13 protein-coding genes are annotated in these 19,315 nt (G+C 38.7%); 10 read left to right on the forward strand and 3 right to left on the reverse strand.

The annotated features are described in order from the left end of the window. The first annotated feature begins 43 nt into the window (after window positions 1-43). Complete coding sequence (locus AC4BB5_RS01875; protein ID WP_490457760.1) at window positions 44-1,540, forward strand: response regulator transcription factor; 1,497 nt, start codon at window positions 44-46, stop codon at window positions 1,538-1,540. Window positions 1,541-1,753: 213 nt separating this feature from the next. Here the strand turns inward: AC4BB5_RS01875 and AC4BB5_RS01880 are convergent, their stop codons facing one another. Next, window positions 1,754-3,895, reverse strand: a complete 2,142-nt coding sequence (locus AC4BB5_RS01880; RefSeq protein ID WP_490457761.1) for a GH92 family glycosyl hydrolase — start codon at window positions 3,893-3,895, stop codon at window positions 1,754-1,756. Between the two features lie 3 nt (window positions 3,896-3,898). Further along, complete coding sequence (locus AC4BB5_RS01885; RefSeq protein ID WP_490457762.1) at window positions 3,899-4,933, reverse strand: GntR family transcriptional regulator; 1,035 nt, start codon at window positions 4,931-4,933, stop codon at window positions 3,899-3,901. A 160-nt stretch (window positions 4,934-5,093) separates the two neighbouring features. Here AC4BB5_RS01885 and AC4BB5_RS01890 point away from each other — a divergent pair, with 160 nt between their 5' ends. The 5 genes from AC4BB5_RS01890 to AC4BB5_RS01910 all read left to right on the forward strand — a co-directional run bounded on the left by AC4BB5_RS01890 (window position 5,094) and on the right by AC4BB5_RS01910 (window position 14,223). Next, entirely contained in the window at window positions 5,094-6,383 is a 1,290-nt protein-coding gene (locus AC4BB5_RS01890) for a glycoside hydrolase family 125 protein (protein WP_490457763.1), read from the forward strand. 25 nt (window positions 6,384-6,408) lie between these two features. After that, a complete protein-coding gene (locus AC4BB5_RS01895) occupies window positions 6,409-9,099 on the forward strand; it encodes an alpha-mannosidase (RefSeq protein ID WP_490457764.1) in 2,691 nt (896 codons plus the stop codon). An 18-nt stretch (window positions 9,100-9,117) separates the two neighbouring features. Continuing rightward, window positions 9,118-9,987 carry an ROK family protein gene (locus AC4BB5_RS01900; RefSeq protein WP_490459016.1) on the forward strand — a complete coding sequence of 290 codons (870 nt, stop codon included), beginning with the start codon at window positions 9,118-9,120 and terminating at the stop codon, window positions 9,985-9,987. Continuing rightward, window positions 9,984-11,279: a beta-N-acetylhexosaminidase gene (locus AC4BB5_RS01905; protein ID WP_490457765.1), complete on the forward strand. Its 1,296-nt coding sequence runs from the start codon at window positions 9,984-9,986 to the stop codon at window positions 11,277-11,279. The genes AC4BB5_RS01900 and AC4BB5_RS01905 overlap by 4 nt, the downstream gene beginning before the upstream one ends. Window positions 11,280-11,472: 193 nt before the next feature. Continuing rightward, the gene (locus AC4BB5_RS01910; protein ID WP_490457766.1) at window positions 11,473-14,223 is read left to right on the forward strand and encodes an endo-beta-N-acetylglucosaminidase; all 2,751 of its coding nucleotides are present in this window, start codon (window positions 11,473-11,475) and stop codon (window positions 14,221-14,223) included. A gap of 84 nt (window positions 14,224-14,307) precedes the next feature. Here the strand turns inward: AC4BB5_RS01910 and add are convergent, their stop codons facing one another. Further along, a complete protein-coding gene (gene add, locus AC4BB5_RS01915; protein ID WP_490457767.1) occupies window positions 14,308-15,321 on the reverse strand; it encodes an adenosine deaminase in 1,014 nt (337 codons plus the stop codon). A 191-nt stretch (window positions 15,322-15,512) separates the two neighbouring features. On the opposite strand from add, the gene AC4BB5_RS01920 reads away from it, so the two are divergent. The 4 genes from AC4BB5_RS01920 to deoC all read left to right on the forward strand — a co-directional run bounded on the left by AC4BB5_RS01920 (window position 15,513) and on the right by deoC (window position 19,305). Then, window positions 15,513-15,998, forward strand: coding sequence for an AmiS/UreI family transporter (locus AC4BB5_RS01920; RefSeq protein ID WP_490457768.1), 486 nt, complete (start codon window positions 15,513-15,515; stop codon window positions 15,996-15,998). Between the two features lie 173 nt (window positions 15,999-16,171). Continuing rightward, window positions 16,172-17,200 (forward strand): LacI family DNA-binding transcriptional regulator, encoded by a 1,029-nt coding sequence (locus AC4BB5_RS01925; RefSeq protein WP_490457769.1) that lies wholly within the window; start codon window positions 16,172-16,174, stop codon window positions 17,198-17,200. A gap of 123 nt (window positions 17,201-17,323) precedes the next feature. Then, window positions 17,324-18,625: a pyrimidine-nucleoside phosphorylase gene (locus AC4BB5_RS01930; protein WP_490457770.1), complete on the forward strand. Its 1,302-nt coding sequence runs from the start codon at window positions 17,324-17,326 to the stop codon at window positions 18,623-18,625. 17 nt (window positions 18,626-18,642) lie between these two features. Further along, window positions 18,643-19,305: a deoxyribose-phosphate aldolase gene (deoC, locus tag AC4BB5_RS01935; protein ID WP_490457771.1), complete on the forward strand. Its 663-nt coding sequence runs from the start codon at window positions 18,643-18,645 to the stop codon at window positions 19,303-19,305. Window positions 19,306-19,315 lie beyond the last annotated feature (10 nt).

Genomic DNA, 19,315 nt, shown 5'->3' on the forward strand with positions numbered 1-19,315 from the left:
AATCATTTTGCTATGAGTAGTCGCAACGTAAAGGAGCAATAAAATGAATTACAATGTTTTACTGGTTGATGATGAATATATGATTGTAAATGGACTGAAAAAAATTATTGCTTGGGAAACAGAAGGTTTTTCCATCAAAGGAACAGCACGAAGTGCAAAAGAAGCGTTAACGATGATGGAGACAGAGGAGATCGACTTAGTGATCACTGATATCACGATGCCAGAAATGACAGGGTTAGAATTTATTGAAGCAGCTCAAAAAGAGGCTAGAGACTTTGAGTTTATGATTCTCTCTGGCTACCAAAAATTCGACTTTTTAAAAGGCGGTCTACAGTTGGGGGCGATCAATTATTTGATGAAACCTGTCGATAAGATCGAGCTTTTAAAAAGTGTCAAAAAGGCAAGGAAACGTTTGGATGATCGCAATCAGCAAGAAACTAGAAATGGTATGTATAGTGAAATTTTATTGTCTCAATGGGTGAGCGGCGAAATCGATAAGGATAGTTATGAAGAGCTGGATCGATTGGTTAATACTGCAGAGAAATCAGAGTGGACAGTTTTGTTGATTGAGGTCAATCGTGAGAAAAAAAGCAACGTCATTGATTGGTTAGAAAATCAGCAGCAATCGTTACTGTTTACTCGAAACTTAGGGGATAAAAGTCTGATTGTACATATATTTAAAGGTGGCAAGTATCAACTGAACCAATTGTTAACTGCAAATCCTTTACCAGCCAGCGAAGATGACAGTTGGTTGATAAGCGTTGGTGAGACGGTCAGTGATTGGGAAGATGTACCAGATAGTTATGAAAAAGCAAGTCAGACATTGCAACGCTACAAGTTTTATGAAGCAATTGGCAGCAATGTGTTATATTCTGTTTTTTCGGATGATTTTGATCTTTCCGCAGATATTATCAATTTTAACAAAACATTGATGGTAGGAGACTTTACCACGATTGAGAGCACGATTGCTGAAATTTTTACTAAAACGCAAAAAATAGGCGCCCGTCCGGAAGATGTTCGCCATATTACGTTTATGCTTTTTATGGATATCTATCGTCGCTTCAATCATTTGGATGAAGGAGAGTATCAACAAGTTTTAGATGATATCAATCATTCATCGAATGCTGACAAACTGCGTGATATTCTATCCACTACCGTGACTCAAATCACGCGGGAAAAAATAGCGTACGATTATTCAGAAAATGTTCAAAAAGTAATTGATAAAATTCGTTCAGAGTATACAAGTGAATTAACATTGAAATGTGTCGCTCAATCATTGCATCTTAACGTGATGTATTTGGGGCAGTTGTTTAAAAAGGAAACAAAAAAGAGCTTTTCTCAATATTTGAACCAATACCGTATGAAAAAAGCACAAAATCTGTTGCTCTATACTGATGATAACGTAAATGAAATCGCTGATAAAATAGGCTTTAACAACAGCACATACTTCTCTCAAATATTTAAAAAGATGAATGATTTAACACCAAAAGAATTTCGAGAAAAATATAAGCACCATTATGATTCAGTGGGGGAAGAGTAGTGTTTTTTAATCTGAAAATCAAGTGAGTGAGAAATAACTCTTCGAGTCATATCCCACTCACATGGAAATCGAATAAACGGTGGGAGCAGAAGCAATCCCTTCGGAAATAAGCTGAAATTCACAAAAATTTAAAGAGCAATTTTCGTGAATTCCTTCTTATTTCTCGAGATTAAACACTCCTGTCCCATCCTCTTTTTCATAAGTAAAGCGATATTAAATACTAAATGGAAGTTGTTCTGCTTTGTATTGTCTCGGTCTGGGCACAGTGCCCAAAGTAAAGTCGATTGTACCACCGTTCATCAAGCGGTCATGAGTGAAAACTAACCCCTCATGTAAAGAAGCATTATAGTGAATATGGTCCACAAACTGTTGCTGTTCCTGATTCGGACTAGTAGAAATAGTCAAGGTCTCACCGTTAGACAGATGAATAATCACTTTATCAAATAAAGGCATCCCAATCACATACTCGCCTGAACCAGGACAAACAGGATAAAATCCTAATGAACTAAAAATATACCAACTCGCCATACTCCCGTTATCTTCGTCACCAGGGAAACCAGTAGGGCTATCATTAAACTCTTGAATCATCAATTGTTTTAACAATGGCTGAGCAAACTCAGGCTTTCCAAGATAGCTAAACAAATAAGGGAAATGAAAGCTCGGCTGATTAGAAATCGCCAATTGACCAAACTCTGTGGCGGCCATTTCGCTCATTTCATGAATTTCAAACCCATACCCGTCAACATTAAAGATAGGCGCTTGATTACATAAATCAATCAATTTTTCTTGAAATTTGTCTGGTCCGCCGTAAGCTGCAATCAGACCTTTAAAATCATGGTATACAGCAAAACTACTCTGCCAAGCGCTACCTTCGGCGTAATCTTCGCCCCAACGATGATTGTTAAATGGTTCTTTGAACGTACCGTTCGCTTGTTTCGCTCGCATAAAGCCAGTTTTAGGATCAAAAATAGATAAATAGTTCTTCGCTTGTTTTTCATAGTGTTCAGCAATTGTATGCTCTTCTAGGGCTCTCGCTACTTGGCTGATGCAAAAGTCGCTGTAACAATAATCCAAGGTATGGTTTACTGACTCGTGATAGTTAGCAGGAACATATCCATAAGTTAGATAATCAGTGGTTCCTTGTCTGCCGTAATTTGGATTCTCGCTTTGAATCGTTGCTCCTTTGATCATAGCCTCTAAAAATTCAGGCATCAAATCAGAGCGGATATGTTTCACTGCAGCATCAGCGACTACTGCATCGATCAAGGTTCCAGGCATCAAGCCTCGTTCATCAGGTGAAAGCCATTTAGGTAAATAGCCGCTTTCTCGATAGCTGTTTAAAAATCCTTCTAGCATTTCTGCATATTTTTCTTGAGCGATCAATGAATAGAGAGGATAAACCGTTTTGTAAGTATCCCAAAATCCGTTATTTGTGTAAAGAAATCCTGGTTTTACTTCTTTGGCTAACGTATCATAATGAATAATTTTTTCGTTAGCATCTTTCTCATAAAATGTTTGCGGGAATAAAAAAGCACGATATAAATTATGATAAAAAGTCGAGCGGCGTTGCTGATTCTTGTCTTGAATATCTATTTTGTTCAAGTAATGTGTCCACTGTTTTTCAGAGTTTATAAGATAGTCAGCTGGTTGCCAATGGGCTTCACGAGACAAGTTCAACTTTGCTTGTTCTGAACTGATAAAAGACGTACCAAACTGGATGACTTGTTCTTCGATATTTCCAAATGAAAACGTCATGCACTCGTTTTCACCTGTTTGTTTCAATGATTTTTCAAAAGTTAACGCATGTTTAAAATGCAATGTAAAATAAAAAGAAAAATGTTTATCCTCGCAACCTGCGTAGTTTATTATAGAGCCGGAAACAGTATGCGCATCCTCAATATGAAGTTGGTAGTTTCCCGGTAGTGAAAGCAACAGTCCAGCATCTGGCTGTGTGTAAGTTGTTGTTAAGACACCGCCATACATACTAGGAATCAGCCGAGTTGTCAATCGATAGCGCTGTGCAGTAAGTTCTAGATAATTAGGACAAAAAACGCTTTCATCTGGTCGGTAAGAAGACTGAGCACAAAAGACAGTCGATTCTTTTAGTTTGCCATTGAAAGGCAGCATAACTAAATAACTAAAATCCCCCATCCAAGGACTGGGCTGATGAGTCAAACGAAACCCCTGAAAAACGCGGTCGCAAGGGTTGAACCACCAACTACCGTTATCTCCATTTGTTTGAGGTGAAAAGTAATTCATGCCAAAAGGAACGCCAGTATAAGGTAAACAATTACCGTTTGAAAAAGAATGTTGGTTATCGGTTCCATGTCTTGTATCGATAAGAGTTGGTTTCATGCATTAATTCTCCTTTGTTGAGTGTCGACTAATTTGTTTTACTGAGACTTGTTGATCTGTTGGAATTACTTGTTTTTCAATCCACTCTATCAGCATTGTACCAGCCAGTTTGCCCATTCCTTTAAAATCCTGAGCAATCGTTGTCAGAGAAGGATCGATCAATGAGGCCGCTTGAATATTATCAAAACCGATAACAGACAGCTGATTTGGTATATCAATATTGGCCCGTTTTGCTTGGTTCATTAAAGAAATCGCCACTAAGTCATTTTCGCAGACAACACCAGTAATTGCATTTTCTCGGATATAGGTAATTACATCAGAATTTAGGAACGCTTGTTTATCTGTCAAAGCTGTGTGAAAAGACAAGTGCTGTTCTTTTGTCGCGTGAATGTAGCCTAAATAACGTTGACGCACGGACTGAGGCAATGTTTCTTCTCCGAAAATATAAGCAATCCGTTGGTGACCTTGAGTTGCTAAATAAGTAGTTGCCATTGCACCGCCCGAAAAGTTGTCTGATTGAACAGTCGGATAAGGTAGATCGTGGATCTTTTTATCTAAGATGATGACTGGAAATTGCTGAATAGACAACTCGAATAATGTATCTAGAAAGTCTTCAGTATTATGTGCATAGTAGATCATCCCGTCAAAGTCTTCGATGATATCAGCTGCTTGCTTATTGATCAAAAATTCCGAAGAAGACATGATCACTTCGTAATGATGATCGCTTGTGATGGGGGCTAACCCCTCATTGAAATTACCAAGAGAAAGGTCATTCACGAAGGGAATCAAAAATAAGATTCGTGAAACTTTTTTCTTCATGGGTTTTCGTTTTTGAACATAACTGCCTTTTCCTTGAATACGATAAATCAGTCCTTGATTTTCAAGTTCTGTCAGTGCTCGTTTAGAGGTGATCCGGCTGACATTATATGTTTGAGAGAGTTCCTTTTCTGTTGGAAGTTGTGCGTTTTCAGGTAATTTCCCAGTTTCGATTGCTTGCAATAAGTCATCAATGATTTTTTTATATAATGGTTTTGACATAGTCGTTCTCCTAAATATTAAATGATATATCATTTCTGTTAGTTTAACATATAAGTAAAAAGAGTTCAATTTAAAAATATTAATAAAAACAGTGGACAAAACGCTTTCATTGGCATATACTTTCGTTGTTAAATGATATATCAACTACAAGGAGGTACGTATGGCTTACAAAAAAATACCAAGTTCAGTTCAATCTTTTATGGATAGAATCACTCAAATGTGTGGTGAAGAACATGCAGGTTGGGCCGAAAACTTCAATTCGGCTTTTGCCAACACTTTGACTACGACTGTTAAAAGACAATCTGATGGGACTACATTTTTACTAACTGGAGATATTCCGGCGATGTGGCTGAGAGATTCTACTGCTCAAGTCCGTCCTTACTTAGTTATCGCAAAAGAAGACGAAGAATTGAGAGACATGATTTGCGGCTTGGTTCGACGTCAATTTTTCTACATCACGATCGATCCATATGCCAATGCTTTTAATGAAGAAGCGAATGGTGCTGGACATCAGACGGATCACACGACAATGAATCCGTGGATTTGGGAGCGGAAATATGAAATTGATTCACTCTGTTACCCCGTTCAGCTAGCCTACTTGCTATTTAAAAATACGGGTTGCAAGAAGCAGTTTGATGAGAATTTTGTAGCAGGCGTGAAAAAGATTTTGACTGTCTTTAAAACGGAACAAGAACATCAAAATTCAGTTTATACATTTGAACGGGATACCACACGTTTAGAAGATACGCTCCCAAATAACGGTCGAGGCAGTGAGGTCAGTAAAACAGGAATGACCTGGTCTGGATTTCGTCCAAGTGATGATGCCTGTCGGTACGGTTATCTAGTTCCTTCGAACATGTTTGCAGTAGTTATCTTAGGTTACATCGAAGAGATTTTTTCCGAAATTCTATCTGATCTAGAAATCGTGGATCAAGCGTCCTCCCTTAGAAAAGAAATCGATGCCGGGATTCAACAATTTGGGAAAACGGATAATCAATCTGGGGAAGCTATCTACGCTTACGAAGTGGATGGTTTAGGCAATGCTAGTATTATGGATGATAGCAATATTCCTAATTTACTTGCGGCACCTTATCTAGGGTATACAAGCGTTGATGATTCAACCTATCAAGCAACGCGCAAAACAATTTTAAGTAAAGAAAATCCTTATTTTTATGAAGGGAAATATGCTAAAGGAATCGGTAGTTCGCATACGCCGGAAAACTATATTTGGCCGATTGCGCTGGCTATGGAAGGCATGACGTCAAAAAATAAGTCAGAAAAAGAACGAATCTTAAATTCTTTAGTAGCCAATGATGGAGGAACTCACCTAATGCATGAAGGATTTGATGTAGATAATCCGGAAAATTATACGCGTGAATGGTTCTCTTGGGCCAATATGATGTTTTGTGAACTAGTGATGGATTATTTTGATATTCGAGTAGAACGATAAAAAGAATAGAATGGAGCGTAAAATCATGAAGAAAAAAGTGTATATCATCTCGCATTCTCATTGGGATCGTGAGTGGTACATGCCGTATGAGCAGCATCATATGCGCTTAGTTGAGCTGATGGATGATGTGTTAGAATTGATTGAGACAGATCCTGCTTTTGATAGTTTTCATTTAGATGGTCAAACGATTATTTTAGACGATTACTTACAAGTTAGACCAGAACAGAAATCTGCAGTCCAAAAGGCGATTACGGATGGAAAATTGCGAATTGGGCCCTTTTATATCTTGCAAGATGATTTTTTGATCAGCGCTGAATCGAATGTGCGAAACATGTTGATCGGTAAAAAAGAAAGTGAAAAGTGGGGGCCAAAAGTTAAGTTAGGATATTTCCCAGATACGTTTGGTAATATGGGCCAAACGCCACAAATGATGAAACAAGCTGATTTAGACGCATCGGCTTTCGGTCGAGGAGTGAAACCCGTTGGCTTTAACAATGAAGTCTTAGAGGATGAGAATTATACATCACAGTATTCAGAAATGTGGTGGCAAGGGCCAGATGGTAGTACTATTTTAGGGTTATTATTTGCTAATTGGTACAGTAATGGTAACGAAATACCTGCTGAAAGAGAAGCGGCTCTTGCCTTCTGGAACCAAAAACTAGCTGAAGCAGAAAAATTTGCTTCTACGAGTCACTTACTAATGATGAATGGTGTCGATCATCAACCAGTCCAAAAAGACATTACAAAAGCAATTGCCTTAGCAAATGAGCTGTTTCCTGAGTACGAATTTATTCACTCAAACTTTGATGACTACTTAAAACAAATGCGTCAAGATTTACCAGATAAAGTGGGAACGGTTCAAGGAGAATTAACGAGCCAAGAGACAGATGGTTGGTTTACTTTAGCGAACACGGCGTCAGCAAGAGTTTATTTAAAACAATGGAACACAACTGTGGAGCGTCAATTGGAAAATGTGACAGAACCATTAGCAGCAATGGCGTATGAACTCACACAAAGCTACCCGCACGATCAACTGGATTATGTATGGAAATTATTGTTACAAAATCATCCTCATGATAGCATCTGTGGATGTTCAGTCGATGAAGTACATCGTGAAATGATTCCGCGTTTTGAAAAAGCAAATGAAGTCGGAAAATTTTTGGCTGAAGAAGCATTGACTCATCTAGTTGAGGCAGTCGATACAAAACAATTCGCTGATAGGAGTTATCCGTTTGTTGTATTTAACACATCGGGATATCAAAAATCAGAAAACACAAAAATAAAAGTAGAAATCGAAAGGAAACCTTTTAAAGAAGGGATTCCTCATGAGTTGTGGGAAGAACTTGCAGAAAGCCAGACGCCAACATTTGAAGTGATTGATTCGGAAGGTCTAGTAGTACCAGCTCTAATTTCAAATCCTGAAGTTAGCTTTGGCTATGACCTGCCGAAAGATCGTTTCAGGGTGCCATATATGGCTAAGTATGTGGAAGTGGAGCTGCCGATAACTAACATGCCAGCCTTTTCTTGGAACTCTTTTGCATTACAAGAAACAAAAACACCAGTAGTGAAATTAGACTCGATGATTGTAAATGCAGAAAACAGTGTATTGGAAAATGGTTGCTTACACGTAATGATTAACGGGGATGGGACACTAGAGGTGTTGGATAAACTGTCTGGTAGAAAATATACTAAATTACTGACGATCGAAGATACAGGCGACATAGGGAATGAATACATTTTTAAACAACCAGAAGACACAACACCGCTCTTATCTAGTGGGCTTCCAGCAGAAATTTCTATTGTGAAAGATGAGTCTTTCATGGTGCAAGTCAAGATCATCCAACGTATGATGATCCCTGAATCTGCCGAAGACTTATTAGAACAAGAACAAAAAGCTGTCGTTGATTTTCGTTATAGAAATGCGAAGCGTTCATCAGAACTAAAAGAATTGACAATCGAAACAGTCGTAACGATGGAAAAAGATTCTCCTCGCTTGTCTTTTGAAACAACTTTAAATAACCAAATGAAAGATCATCGCTTGCGGATACTATTTCCAACTGGTATAAAAACAGATACACATGAAGCGGATAGTATCTATGAAGTCGTTACACGACCAAACCGAGTTAGTAAAAGTTGGGAGAATCCAACCAATCCTCAACATCAGCATGCATTCGTTAATATTCACGATGATGAGGCAGGAGTGACTGTTTCAAATTTTGGTTTGAATGAATATGAGATTTTACCCGAAACCAATACAATTGCACTAACGCTGTTAAGAGCCGTTGGCGAAATGGGTGATTGGGGTTATTTCCCAACGCCAGAAGCGCAATGCATAGGACAACATACGTTTAAATATGGCATTGATTTTCACGGAGAAGCGACTGATCGATATGATACGTACAAACGAGCATATGCAGCCCAAATTCCTTTTAGTGTCAAACAAACAACGAATCATGCAGGCCATTTAAAAGTAAAAGATGTTTATTTAACCGTTGAAGGTGCAATGTTTGCAGTAACGGCAATGAAAAATAGTGAAGAGAATCAAGCGCTTGTTGTGAGAGGGTTCAATATGAGTGACAAGCCTGATGAAGTTGAGATAGCAAAAAGCACTGGTGAAAGTCCTTGTTTATTAAACTTGCTAGAAGTGAAACAATCTGAAAAAGTAGCAAACAGTCTAAATGCTTATGAAATTCGGACAATTGGGTTTGACCGATAAGAAGGAGAGATGATTTTGATGGAGTACTATGGATCAATCGAAGCGGGTGGAACAAAATTTGTCTGTGCCGTTGCGGATGAAGACTTACAGGTCATTGATAGAATCAGTTTGCCTACGACATTACCGGAAGAAACCTTAAATCAAGTTTTTGATTTTTTTGATAGATATCAGCTAAAAGCGCTCGGAGTAGGCTCATTTGGCCCAATCGATGTCAATCGTAAATCGAAAACATACGGCTATATTACCTCTACGCCCAAAAAAGGTTGGACAAATATGGATCTTTTAGGAGCGTTAAAAGCACGTTATGCTATTCCGATTGCTTGGACTACTGACGTAAATGCGGCTGCTTACGGTGAAATTCATTTTGGTGCAGGAAAAGGAACGAAAAGCTGTATCTATCTGACTGTAGGGACAGGGATTGGCGGTGGTGCCGTTGTAAATGGTGCTGTTTTGCAAGGGTTTAGCCATCCAGAGATGGGACATATTACTGTTCAGCGTTATCCGAATGATACCTTGGAATGTGTATGTCCCTATCATGATAATTGTTTGGAAGGATTGGCTGCTGGACCTGCCTTAGAAAAAAGGACGGGAATTAAAGGACAATTGTTGGAAGTGGATCACGATGCTTGGGCAATTGAAGCTTTTTATCTAGCGCAAGCTTTGATGAATTATACATTAGTCCTTTCACCAGAAAAAATTATCTTAGGCGGTGGAGTAATGAAGCAAGCACATCTTTTCCCAAAAATACGTGAATCGCTAGAACAACAATTAGGTGGTTACGTTTCGCTACCTGCTTTAGAGGAGTATATTGTTGGTTGTGGATTAGGTGACAACAGCGGGACGATGGGATGCTTGTTGTTAGCAAAGGAACATAGTGGTTTGGTGTGAAACAACGTACAGTGACTAGTTTATTCAATTTACAAACTATCTGTTTTTATATGGATCAGACTTTTGAGTCAGAGCAGGAGAGAATCGCTTATTTATACTTACGGTTGCTAAACAAAAAAATCAGTTTTGTAAAAAATGTCGAGGAAGCTGATATTTTCGTCGATTTTTCATCAGAGTTGAAGAATACGTTTGTTGTAGATACAGTTGAACATATTGTGATACAGGCGGATAGTCGATTGACCGCGTTTCGTGGTGTTATGTATTTAGCGAAGTTGTTAAAAACAGGAGCTGAACTCACATCTGGAAAATTCTCCGAGAGTGTATCAGAACGAATTGTTATGCTGGATATTGGCAGAAAATACTTTTCGCCTGCAGGACTACACCGTCTTTTAGAAGCGATGGCTCTGTATGGCTGTAACTTTCTGCAATTGCATTTTTCTGAAAATAGTGGATTTCGAATCGAGTCAATAAACTATCCCAACCTTGTTTCAGATGAATTCCTATCAATCGGTGATGTGGAAGAGCTAATTCGCTATGCGGCCTATCTATCGATTGAAATTATTCCTGATATTGATACACCAGGGCATATGGAACATGTATTAAAAAAATATCCGGAATGGCAATTGTCCATAGAAGAAGAGGGGAAGGTCAGAAAAATCCCGTCAGCCTTAGATATTACAAATCAACAAGCGGTGCTATTTATACTCTCGCTATACGAAGAGTATCTGCAGTTGTTTTCTGATAGTCGTTATTTCCATATTGGTGGAGATGAGTTTGTTGAGTTTAATCAAATGGAGCGGTATCCTGCGTTGAAAGATGAAGGCGTAAATAAATATGAAGACTATGTCAACACCATAGCTGATTTTGTTGGGAATCATGGATTTACTCCTAGAGTTTGGAATGATGCATTTTTTAGAAATGGTCAAAGCTCTAGACTAACAAAAAATGTTGAAATTACGTATTGGACGAAATGGCAAGAAGAAATGGCACCTGTTCAAACGTTTTTAGACGAAGGCTACACCGTCATTAATTTCAATGATAATTACCTTTACTACGTACTTGGTGAGAATGCAGGTTATACGTATCCTACGGCAGAAAAAATAAAAGAACAGTGGCAACCAGATTTATTTGCTTCAAACCAGCTGGTTTCCCCGACGTGTCGACAACAAGTTAAAGGAGCTGCTCTAGCAGTCTGGTGTGATAAACCGAAAGCCAAAGAGGAAGAGGAAATCATAACCGATCTCATAAAGTTAATGGAAGGATTCTCTTTTCACTTTTACAAAATCAATTAATGTGACAGCTGAGGCGGAGAGTGTAAAGCTTGATGTTTCAGCTGTTTTTAACGATTTAACCTGAAATAAACCTATACTATTTGATATAAAAGCTATAGTTTATCTATTTATAAAACAGAAAGAAAGCGTTAACATTTTGTGTGGGAATGAATAATGCTGAAATTAGGGCAACTAACTTAAGGAGGTTCATTCAGTGAAAAGAAAAACGTGGAGAAGTGTGTGTTATTGTTCGGCGGCAGTACTTGCTCTTGTGACAGGAGCGAATCTGGCGCTTGGGTCAACTGTTTATGCAGAGTCATCTGAATTGGGAAGTAATCAGGAAAGTGGTATCCCGGTGTTTGAGCAAATACCGGAATCAACAGCCTTATTTCCTGAGACGTTGCTAAATTGGAGTCCTAAAAGTGATCCGGATGCACCGTTTAATGTTTCCAAAGTTCCTCTAGCTGCTCGAGTTCAAGGAAAAAAATCAAACGCAGATCAAAGTACAGAGGCAAAAGTATTGTCAATCGCAATCGTGAATCGGCATACGAAAGGAACGCCCTCACAAGGTGGAACAGATAAAGCAGTCTATAATTTTACGAATTGGCAATATGTAGATACGTTAGTTGCATGGGCGGGCTCATCTGGTGAAGGGATCATTGTTCCGCCGAGTGGTGATGTGACCGATTCAGCGCATAGAAATGGTGTGCCTGTTGTTGGAACGGTCTTTTTCCCACCTGAAGCTTATGGCGGAAAGAGTGAATGGGTAGAACAATTCGTTCAAAAGGATCAAAAAGGAAGATTTCCGATGGCAGATAAGTTGTTGGAGATGTCTCAAGCGTATGGCTTTGATGGATGGTTCATTAATCAAGAAACCAACGTTGATGCACAAACAGCTAGTGGCATGAAAGAATTTATGAGTTATTTACAAGCACGAAAACCGAAGAATCAGCAAATTATTTGGTATGATTCTATGATCCCAAGTGGTGCTGTAGCTTGGCAAGGCGCACTCAATGAGACAAATCAAGGCTATTTTCAAGAGGGGAAAAAACGTGTTTCGGATAAGATGTTTATTGATTTTCGCTGGCAAGGTCTTAAGTCATCCAATGAAAAAGCAACTCAATTGAAGCGCAGTCCTTATGATCTTTTTGCTGGAATCGATGTGCAGGCAAATGGGGTGAATAGCAGACGTAAACCAAGTAGTATTTTAGGCGAAGATGGAAAATCATTGGTTTCTTTAGGTCTTTATTGCCCAGATTGGACCTTGCGAGATGGGGGGCAGTATGATATTGATCAGTATTGGGAAAATGAAAAACTGCTATGGATAAATCCACAGGGAGATCCTCGTGCAGTAGAAAGCCCTAAAAATGAATGGCAAGGAGTATCACGTTATTATGTAGAAAAAACGCCAGTTACGAAATTACCATTTTTAACGAATTTTAACGTAGGAAATGGGGATGCTTTTTACAGAAATGGCACAAAGGTCAAAGAGGGAACCTTTAATAACCGAAGTATTCAAGATGTAATGCCGACATATCGTTGGGTTATTGATAATGAAGAAGGCAACCAATTAAACGCAGCAATTAGTTATGAAGAAGCATTTAACGGCGGCTCTTCTATCAAATTAACTGGACCAGTGACAGCAGATAAGAAAACATTTATCAAATTATATGCTGCGAAAGTGAAAGCGAGTGCTTCGGAAACAGCATCGATCGTAACGAAAGGGGCAGGTGAAACCTCTCTAGTTTTAGAAGTACAAGGAAAAGAAAATCCTCTGATTATTCAAGGAACGCAACAACCTCTAGAAAACGGCTGGGTGCAAACGACTTACTCACTCAAACCAGCAGTTTGCCAAACAATCACAGCAATTGGTTTGAATGTGCAAAACGCTCAGACCGAAACGGCTTCGATCTATTTAGGTCAATTAAGAATGGGTAAAGAAAAATCAACACTAATTAGTCCTGTCAGCAATCTGACGTTTTCTGGTAAAACGATTGTAGATGATTTGACTGAAAGTATTCGAATGAACTGGGAAACGAAAGGTAAAAATACAGCATCTTACCGTATTTATCGGGAAGTTGCGGGGCAATGGCAGTTTGAAGGTGAAACAGCCAATACCTCGTATACATTATTGAATCAAGAACGAACAGCTGATACGGCCAACTATCAAGTGATACCAGTCGATCAATATGGTCGAGAAGACCAAAGGAAAGGAGCTGCCGCAGTTTACACGTTTGAAACATTGAAAAAACCAGAAATAACGATCAATGCTAGTAGTACATTGCTATCAGTAGGCGAAACGTTAACATTATCCGCTGATGTTTCTAAATCGACAGAAATGGTCAATTGGGAAGTGATTGGCGCAACGCCACAAACGGTTTCTGGTAAAGAGGCGACATTCTCTTTTGCAAAACCTGGTGTTTATACAGTCAAAGCAGTTGCAGTAAATGCATCAGGTGAAACGGAGGTTGTCAAAGAAAATTATCTCTATGTTTATGATCAAAATGCCGGAATCAAAATAGAAAATTTGGCTACTTTACAAGGGACGACCGCTACTCAAGGTTCAGGCTATACGAATGAGCGTGAAAGTTATCGTTTTGCGCTGGATGGAGATATAAAAACAAAATGGTGTGATAATGGGAGTGAGAAGCCGTGGATGATCGCGGATTTGGGAGCGGAGAAGACAATTTCCGGATTTGAGCTTTTTCATGCTGGCGCAGGTGGTGAAAGTCCAGAGTGGAATACGAGAGATTATGACATTTCTGTGAGCCATGATGGTAGTAATTGGACAACTGTCGTTCAACATCGAGGAAATACAGCAGATAATAGCCAAGATGCCATCAGTTTGATTGAAGCGAGATATGTCAAATTGTCTTTAGAAAAAGCGGAACAAAATGGAAAGACCGCTAGAATTTATGATTGGCAGATCATTGGAGTGGATCAAACAGGGATTATCAAACAGTAAAGTTTAAGGGATTTAATTGATATAGAAAAAGGCAAAATGAACGATTCGAAAGTCATTTTGCCTTTTTGAAGTGGTGTTATTGAATTAAAGTTGATAGCTAGTTGTTAATTGTTCATGAAGAATTTGTTTTTCACTGTCAGAGATAAAAGCGCCATTAACTGCGTTATGATTCAATGACTCCATATCTGCATAAGTGATGCCGTACCATTCGTGAAGTTTCATATATTCATCCGTTAGCGTTGTGTTAGAAACGGTTCGATTATCAGTGTTGATACAGACATTGATGCCAGCGTCAATAAATGTTTGGAAAGGATAATCTGCTAATTTAGTGACTGTCTTCGTTTGAAAATTACTGGTAGGGCACATTTCGATCAAAATATTTTTATCTCGTAACAAAGAAAAATATTCAGGTGTATCTTTTACAGCGATGCCATGCCCAATTCGTTTAGCGCCTAAATGAATGGCGTCGGCAACATTTTTTCCGCAACCACATTCGCCTGCATGAAGGGTTAAAGGGATCGTCAATTGGTTGACTAATCCTAGCGTTTCTTCAAAAGTATAAGGTGGGAAATCTGATTCATTTCCAGCGAGATCAAAGCCTACGATGCCATCTGTTTTGAATTCTTCAGCCAATTGGACAATTTTTTCGATAGCTGCTGATTCTTCGTGCCGCATGCCGCATAACAGTGCGTTACTTTTTACGCCGAAACGTTGTTGCCCTTGATCAAGTCCTGCTAACACAGCCTTTATTACCTTAGGCAAAGAAAGTCCTTTTTCAGTGTGGAGAGAAGGCGCAAAACGGACTTCGATGTACTGGATATGTTCTTCTGCTGCTTGACTGATAACATCAAATGCAGCAGCCGTTAAGGCTGCTTCGGTTTGTAGGCAGGATAAGACTAAATCAAAACGCTCTAAGTAATCATTTAAGTTTTGGCAATCAATAGGTGCAACTAATAGTTCTTTTAACTGCTCATTGTCAGCAGGTAAAGAAACGCCTTGAGGTTCTGCTATTTTCCGTAAGGTCTCTGGGCGTATAGAACCATCTAAATGGCAATGTAGCTCTATTTTTGGTAGTTTCTTAACTTGCTCTCGTTTCACAATATCATCCTCTCATTTGTTTTAACGCTATCGGTCTCGTTGATAAGTATTTTGAAGACTTTAACATGCTGAGTGAGCTCTGTCAATAAGAGGGAGAGTAAGCTGGAATTAGGAGTAGTTTTTTTAGCTGATTTAAAGTAAAATAGTCCAGTAGAAAATTAGTTATTTAATCAGTTATTGGAGGGGCTATTTTGTTAGGAGTAGGACTATTATTTGTAGCGATCACACTGATCAGTAATGGTTATTGTGGCTTAGCAGGAGTGGATAAAAAATCTACAGGCTTGATTAACTTGCTTACAGGAAGCTTGTCTTTTATTATCAATACGATTTACTTGTTTAAAGGAGCTTATTATGATGCTGGCACGGGCTATTTGTTTGCCTTTACTTATTTGATGGTTGGCTTGATTTATGTGTTTGATTTAGACATGCGTATTTACGGAATATTTGCTTTGTTCGTAGCAGTGAACACGATTCCTGCAGCCTATATTTCGTATACGGTAGATGGTGACTGGCGTTTTGCGTTGATTTGGTTGTCATGGGGGATTTTATGGATGACTGGTTTTGTTGAATATGTTTTGAAAAAAGAAATCGGTAAACCAGTCCTGTATTTTGCGATTTTTGAAGGAGTCGTTACATGTTGGATTCCTGGGTTATTGATGCTGACGAACAATTGGTAAAACAAAAGCAGTCTGTGAAAGTGAAGTAGCAGACGGTTTTTGTGCTGAATTTTGTAAAATATTTGCTTAAGCTATTTTATTCTATCGAATTCTGATAAACTAGGATCATTCGATACGTATTTTGAAAACGTTGACAAGGTTGGTAGGACTTGTCAATAAAGGGAGAATAAAATATGAAATTGACTATTAAGGAAATTGCAGATATGGCGGGTGTATCTGTCACAACAGTGTCTCAAATCATCAATAACAAAGGTAGCCGCTTTAGTGAGAAAACTAGAAATAAAGTCTTGTCAGTAGTAGAGGAATTTGATTACAAGCCAGATTATTTTGCCTCCAATATCATCACTCGTCATTCGAAAACGATCGGGATGGTTGTTCCAGATGTAACGGATTTTTTCTTTGCTAAAGTCATCGAAGGTGTAGAAACGTATTTAAATTCATTAGGTTATATGATCTTGTTGTGTAATTCTAAGCACGATGAAGACAAGGCAACGCAATATGTTACTGAACTGATTCATCGCTCAGTTGATGGGATTATTTTCGCGACACCAAATATTTTACCGGTGGATCATATCTTGAGGAATAAAAGTAAACGAAAAGTTCCAGTGATCCTTGTCGATCGTGGTATCAACCCTCGAGAAAATGGTCGTTTAATTGTAAAAGAATATGAGGGCGCTTACCAAGCGGTTTGTTCTTTGATTGAGCAAGGACATAGACACATTGCAATGCTGAAAGAAAATGATGGTTATTATCAGCTAACGGAAAGGGTAACAGCCTACCAGCATGCGCTAAAAGATCATGGAATCCCGGTGAGAGAAGCGTATATGAGCAGTGGTGATTTGAATTTAGGCGGTGGATACATGGCGGCCAAAAACGTATTGAAGAATCCAAAAATCACAGCTATTTTTTGTGGAAATGACGAAATGGCGATGGGGGCTTATCAAGCAATTGAAGAATCAGGCAAGAAAATTCCAGAGGATATTTCTGTTATCGGATTTGATGGATTGGAAATTTCGGAATATTTAGTACCTGGGTTAACAACTGTTTATCAGCCAAGTTTTGATATTGGGTTTTATGCTGCACAATTTTTAGTGGAATCGATCAATGATCCCAACAAAAAAATCCCGAATAAAATCTTCGATACAACATTTATTTTAAGAAATAGTACGAAATCGATTGACAATCTGGTCGATTTGATTTAATGTTCGTGTTATAAGCGTTTTCAAATTATGTAAGCGTTAGTAAACTGTTTTACTAAAAGGTTTTAACCTGAACGATTTTAGTGTATAATACATCCTTGGGGATTGATTCGGAGGAAAAAAAGCATGAGAATGGTAGATTTGATCGAGAAAAAACGTGATGGACAGGTCTTAACAGAAGCAGAAATTCAATTCATTATTTCGGGTTATACAAAAGGTGATATTCCGGATTATCAGATGAGTGCCTTTTTGATGACTGTCTTTTACAAAGACATGACAGATGAAGAAATCACGACATTAACATTGGCAATGGCTAATTCAGGTGAAATGATCGACCTTTCATCAATTCAAGGCATTAAAGTAGATAAGCATTCTACGGGTGGTGTTGGTGATACAACAACCTTGATTTTAGCGCCGCTTGTTGCAAGTGTGGGTGCTAGTGTTGCTAAAATGTCTGGTAGAGGACTGGGCTATACAGGCGGTACGCTTGATAAGTTAGAAGCAATCCCAGGATTTCATGTAGAAATACCAGATGAAGAATTCATTCGTTTGGTAAACGAAAGTCATGTAGCAGTGATCGGACAATCTGGTGATTTAGCACCAGCGGATAAAAAATTATACGCGTTGCGTGATGTTACAGCTACTGTCAACTCTATTCCATTGATCGCAAGTTCTATCATGAGCAAAAAGATAGCAGCGGGTGCGGATGCAATCGTATTGGATGTAACGACTGGCGAAGGTGCTTTTATGAAAAATATCGATGAAGCACGTCGCTTAGCAGAAACAATGGTTCGGATCGGACGTTTAGCTAATCGTCAAACGATGGCAGTGATTTCTGATATGTCCCAACCCTTAGGTGAAGCGATCGGCAATAGCTTAGAAGTTGTTGAAGCAATCGAAACACTGCAAGGCAAAGGACCGGAAGACTTGTTGGAAATGTGTTATATCTTAGGTAGTCAGATGGTCGTCCTAGCGAAAAAAGCGGATACGTTAGATGAAGCTCGTGAGATGCTAAAAGAGGCGTTAGAATCAGGCAAAGCATTAGACAAATTCCGAGAAATGATTCGCAATCAAGGCGGAGATGACAGTATCATCGACCATCCAGAACGTTTATTAACAGCCAAATATCAAATAGAGTTACCAGCTAAAACAGCTGGTGTGGTTCAAAAACTCGTAGCAAATGAAATCGGCATCGCAGCGATGTTGCTAGGTGCAGGTAGAGCAACGAAAGAAGACGAAATCGATCATGCGGTAGGACTTAAGCTGCACAAAAAAGTCGGTATGCCAGTGAAATCTGGTGAATCGCTACTCACTATTTATTCCAATTCAGAATCAATCGAGAACGTAAAAGAACTTTTATATAAAAATATTGAAATCGGCAGTTCTGGCACTGAACCTGAGCTGATTCATGATATAATAACAGCATAAAGGATGTGTAAAAAATAATGGAATTAAATCAAATGATTGACCACACTATTTTAAAAGCAGATGCGAAGGAAGAGGATGTTTTACGAATTATTGAAGAAGCTAAAAAATATGAATTCTTTTCGGTTTGTATCAATCCATGTTGGGTTGCTTTAGCAAAAGAACACTTAGCAGGAACATCTGTTGATGTTTGTACAGTAATTGGTTTTCCTTTAGGTGCGAATACATCAGAAGTAAAAGCCTATGAAGCAACAGATGCAATCAATAATGGTGCAACAGAAGTCGATATGGTTATCAATGTAGGCGCCCTTAAATCTAAGCAATATAAAAAAGTTTTGAAGGATATTCAAGCCGTTGTTGATGCTGCTAAAGGTAAAGCCTTAGTGAAAGTAATCATCGAGACAGCGTTACTAACAGACGAAGAAAAAATCAAGGTTTGTGAGCTTGCTAAAGAAGCCGGTGCTGATTTTGTTAAAACATCTACTGGTTTTTCAACGGGTGGAGCTACAGTTGCAGACGTTAAATTAATGCGTGAAACAGTAGGACCAGATATGGGTGTCAAAGCCTCTGGTGGTATTCATAATGAAGAAGAAGCCCAAGCAATGATCGATGCAGGAGCTACACGTATCGGCACAAGTGCAGGCGTTGCAATCATGGAAGGCTCAACTGGAGCAGGTTATTAATTTAAAGAAG

It is taken from the genome of Enterococcus sp. AMC1252 (assembly GCF_058216515.1).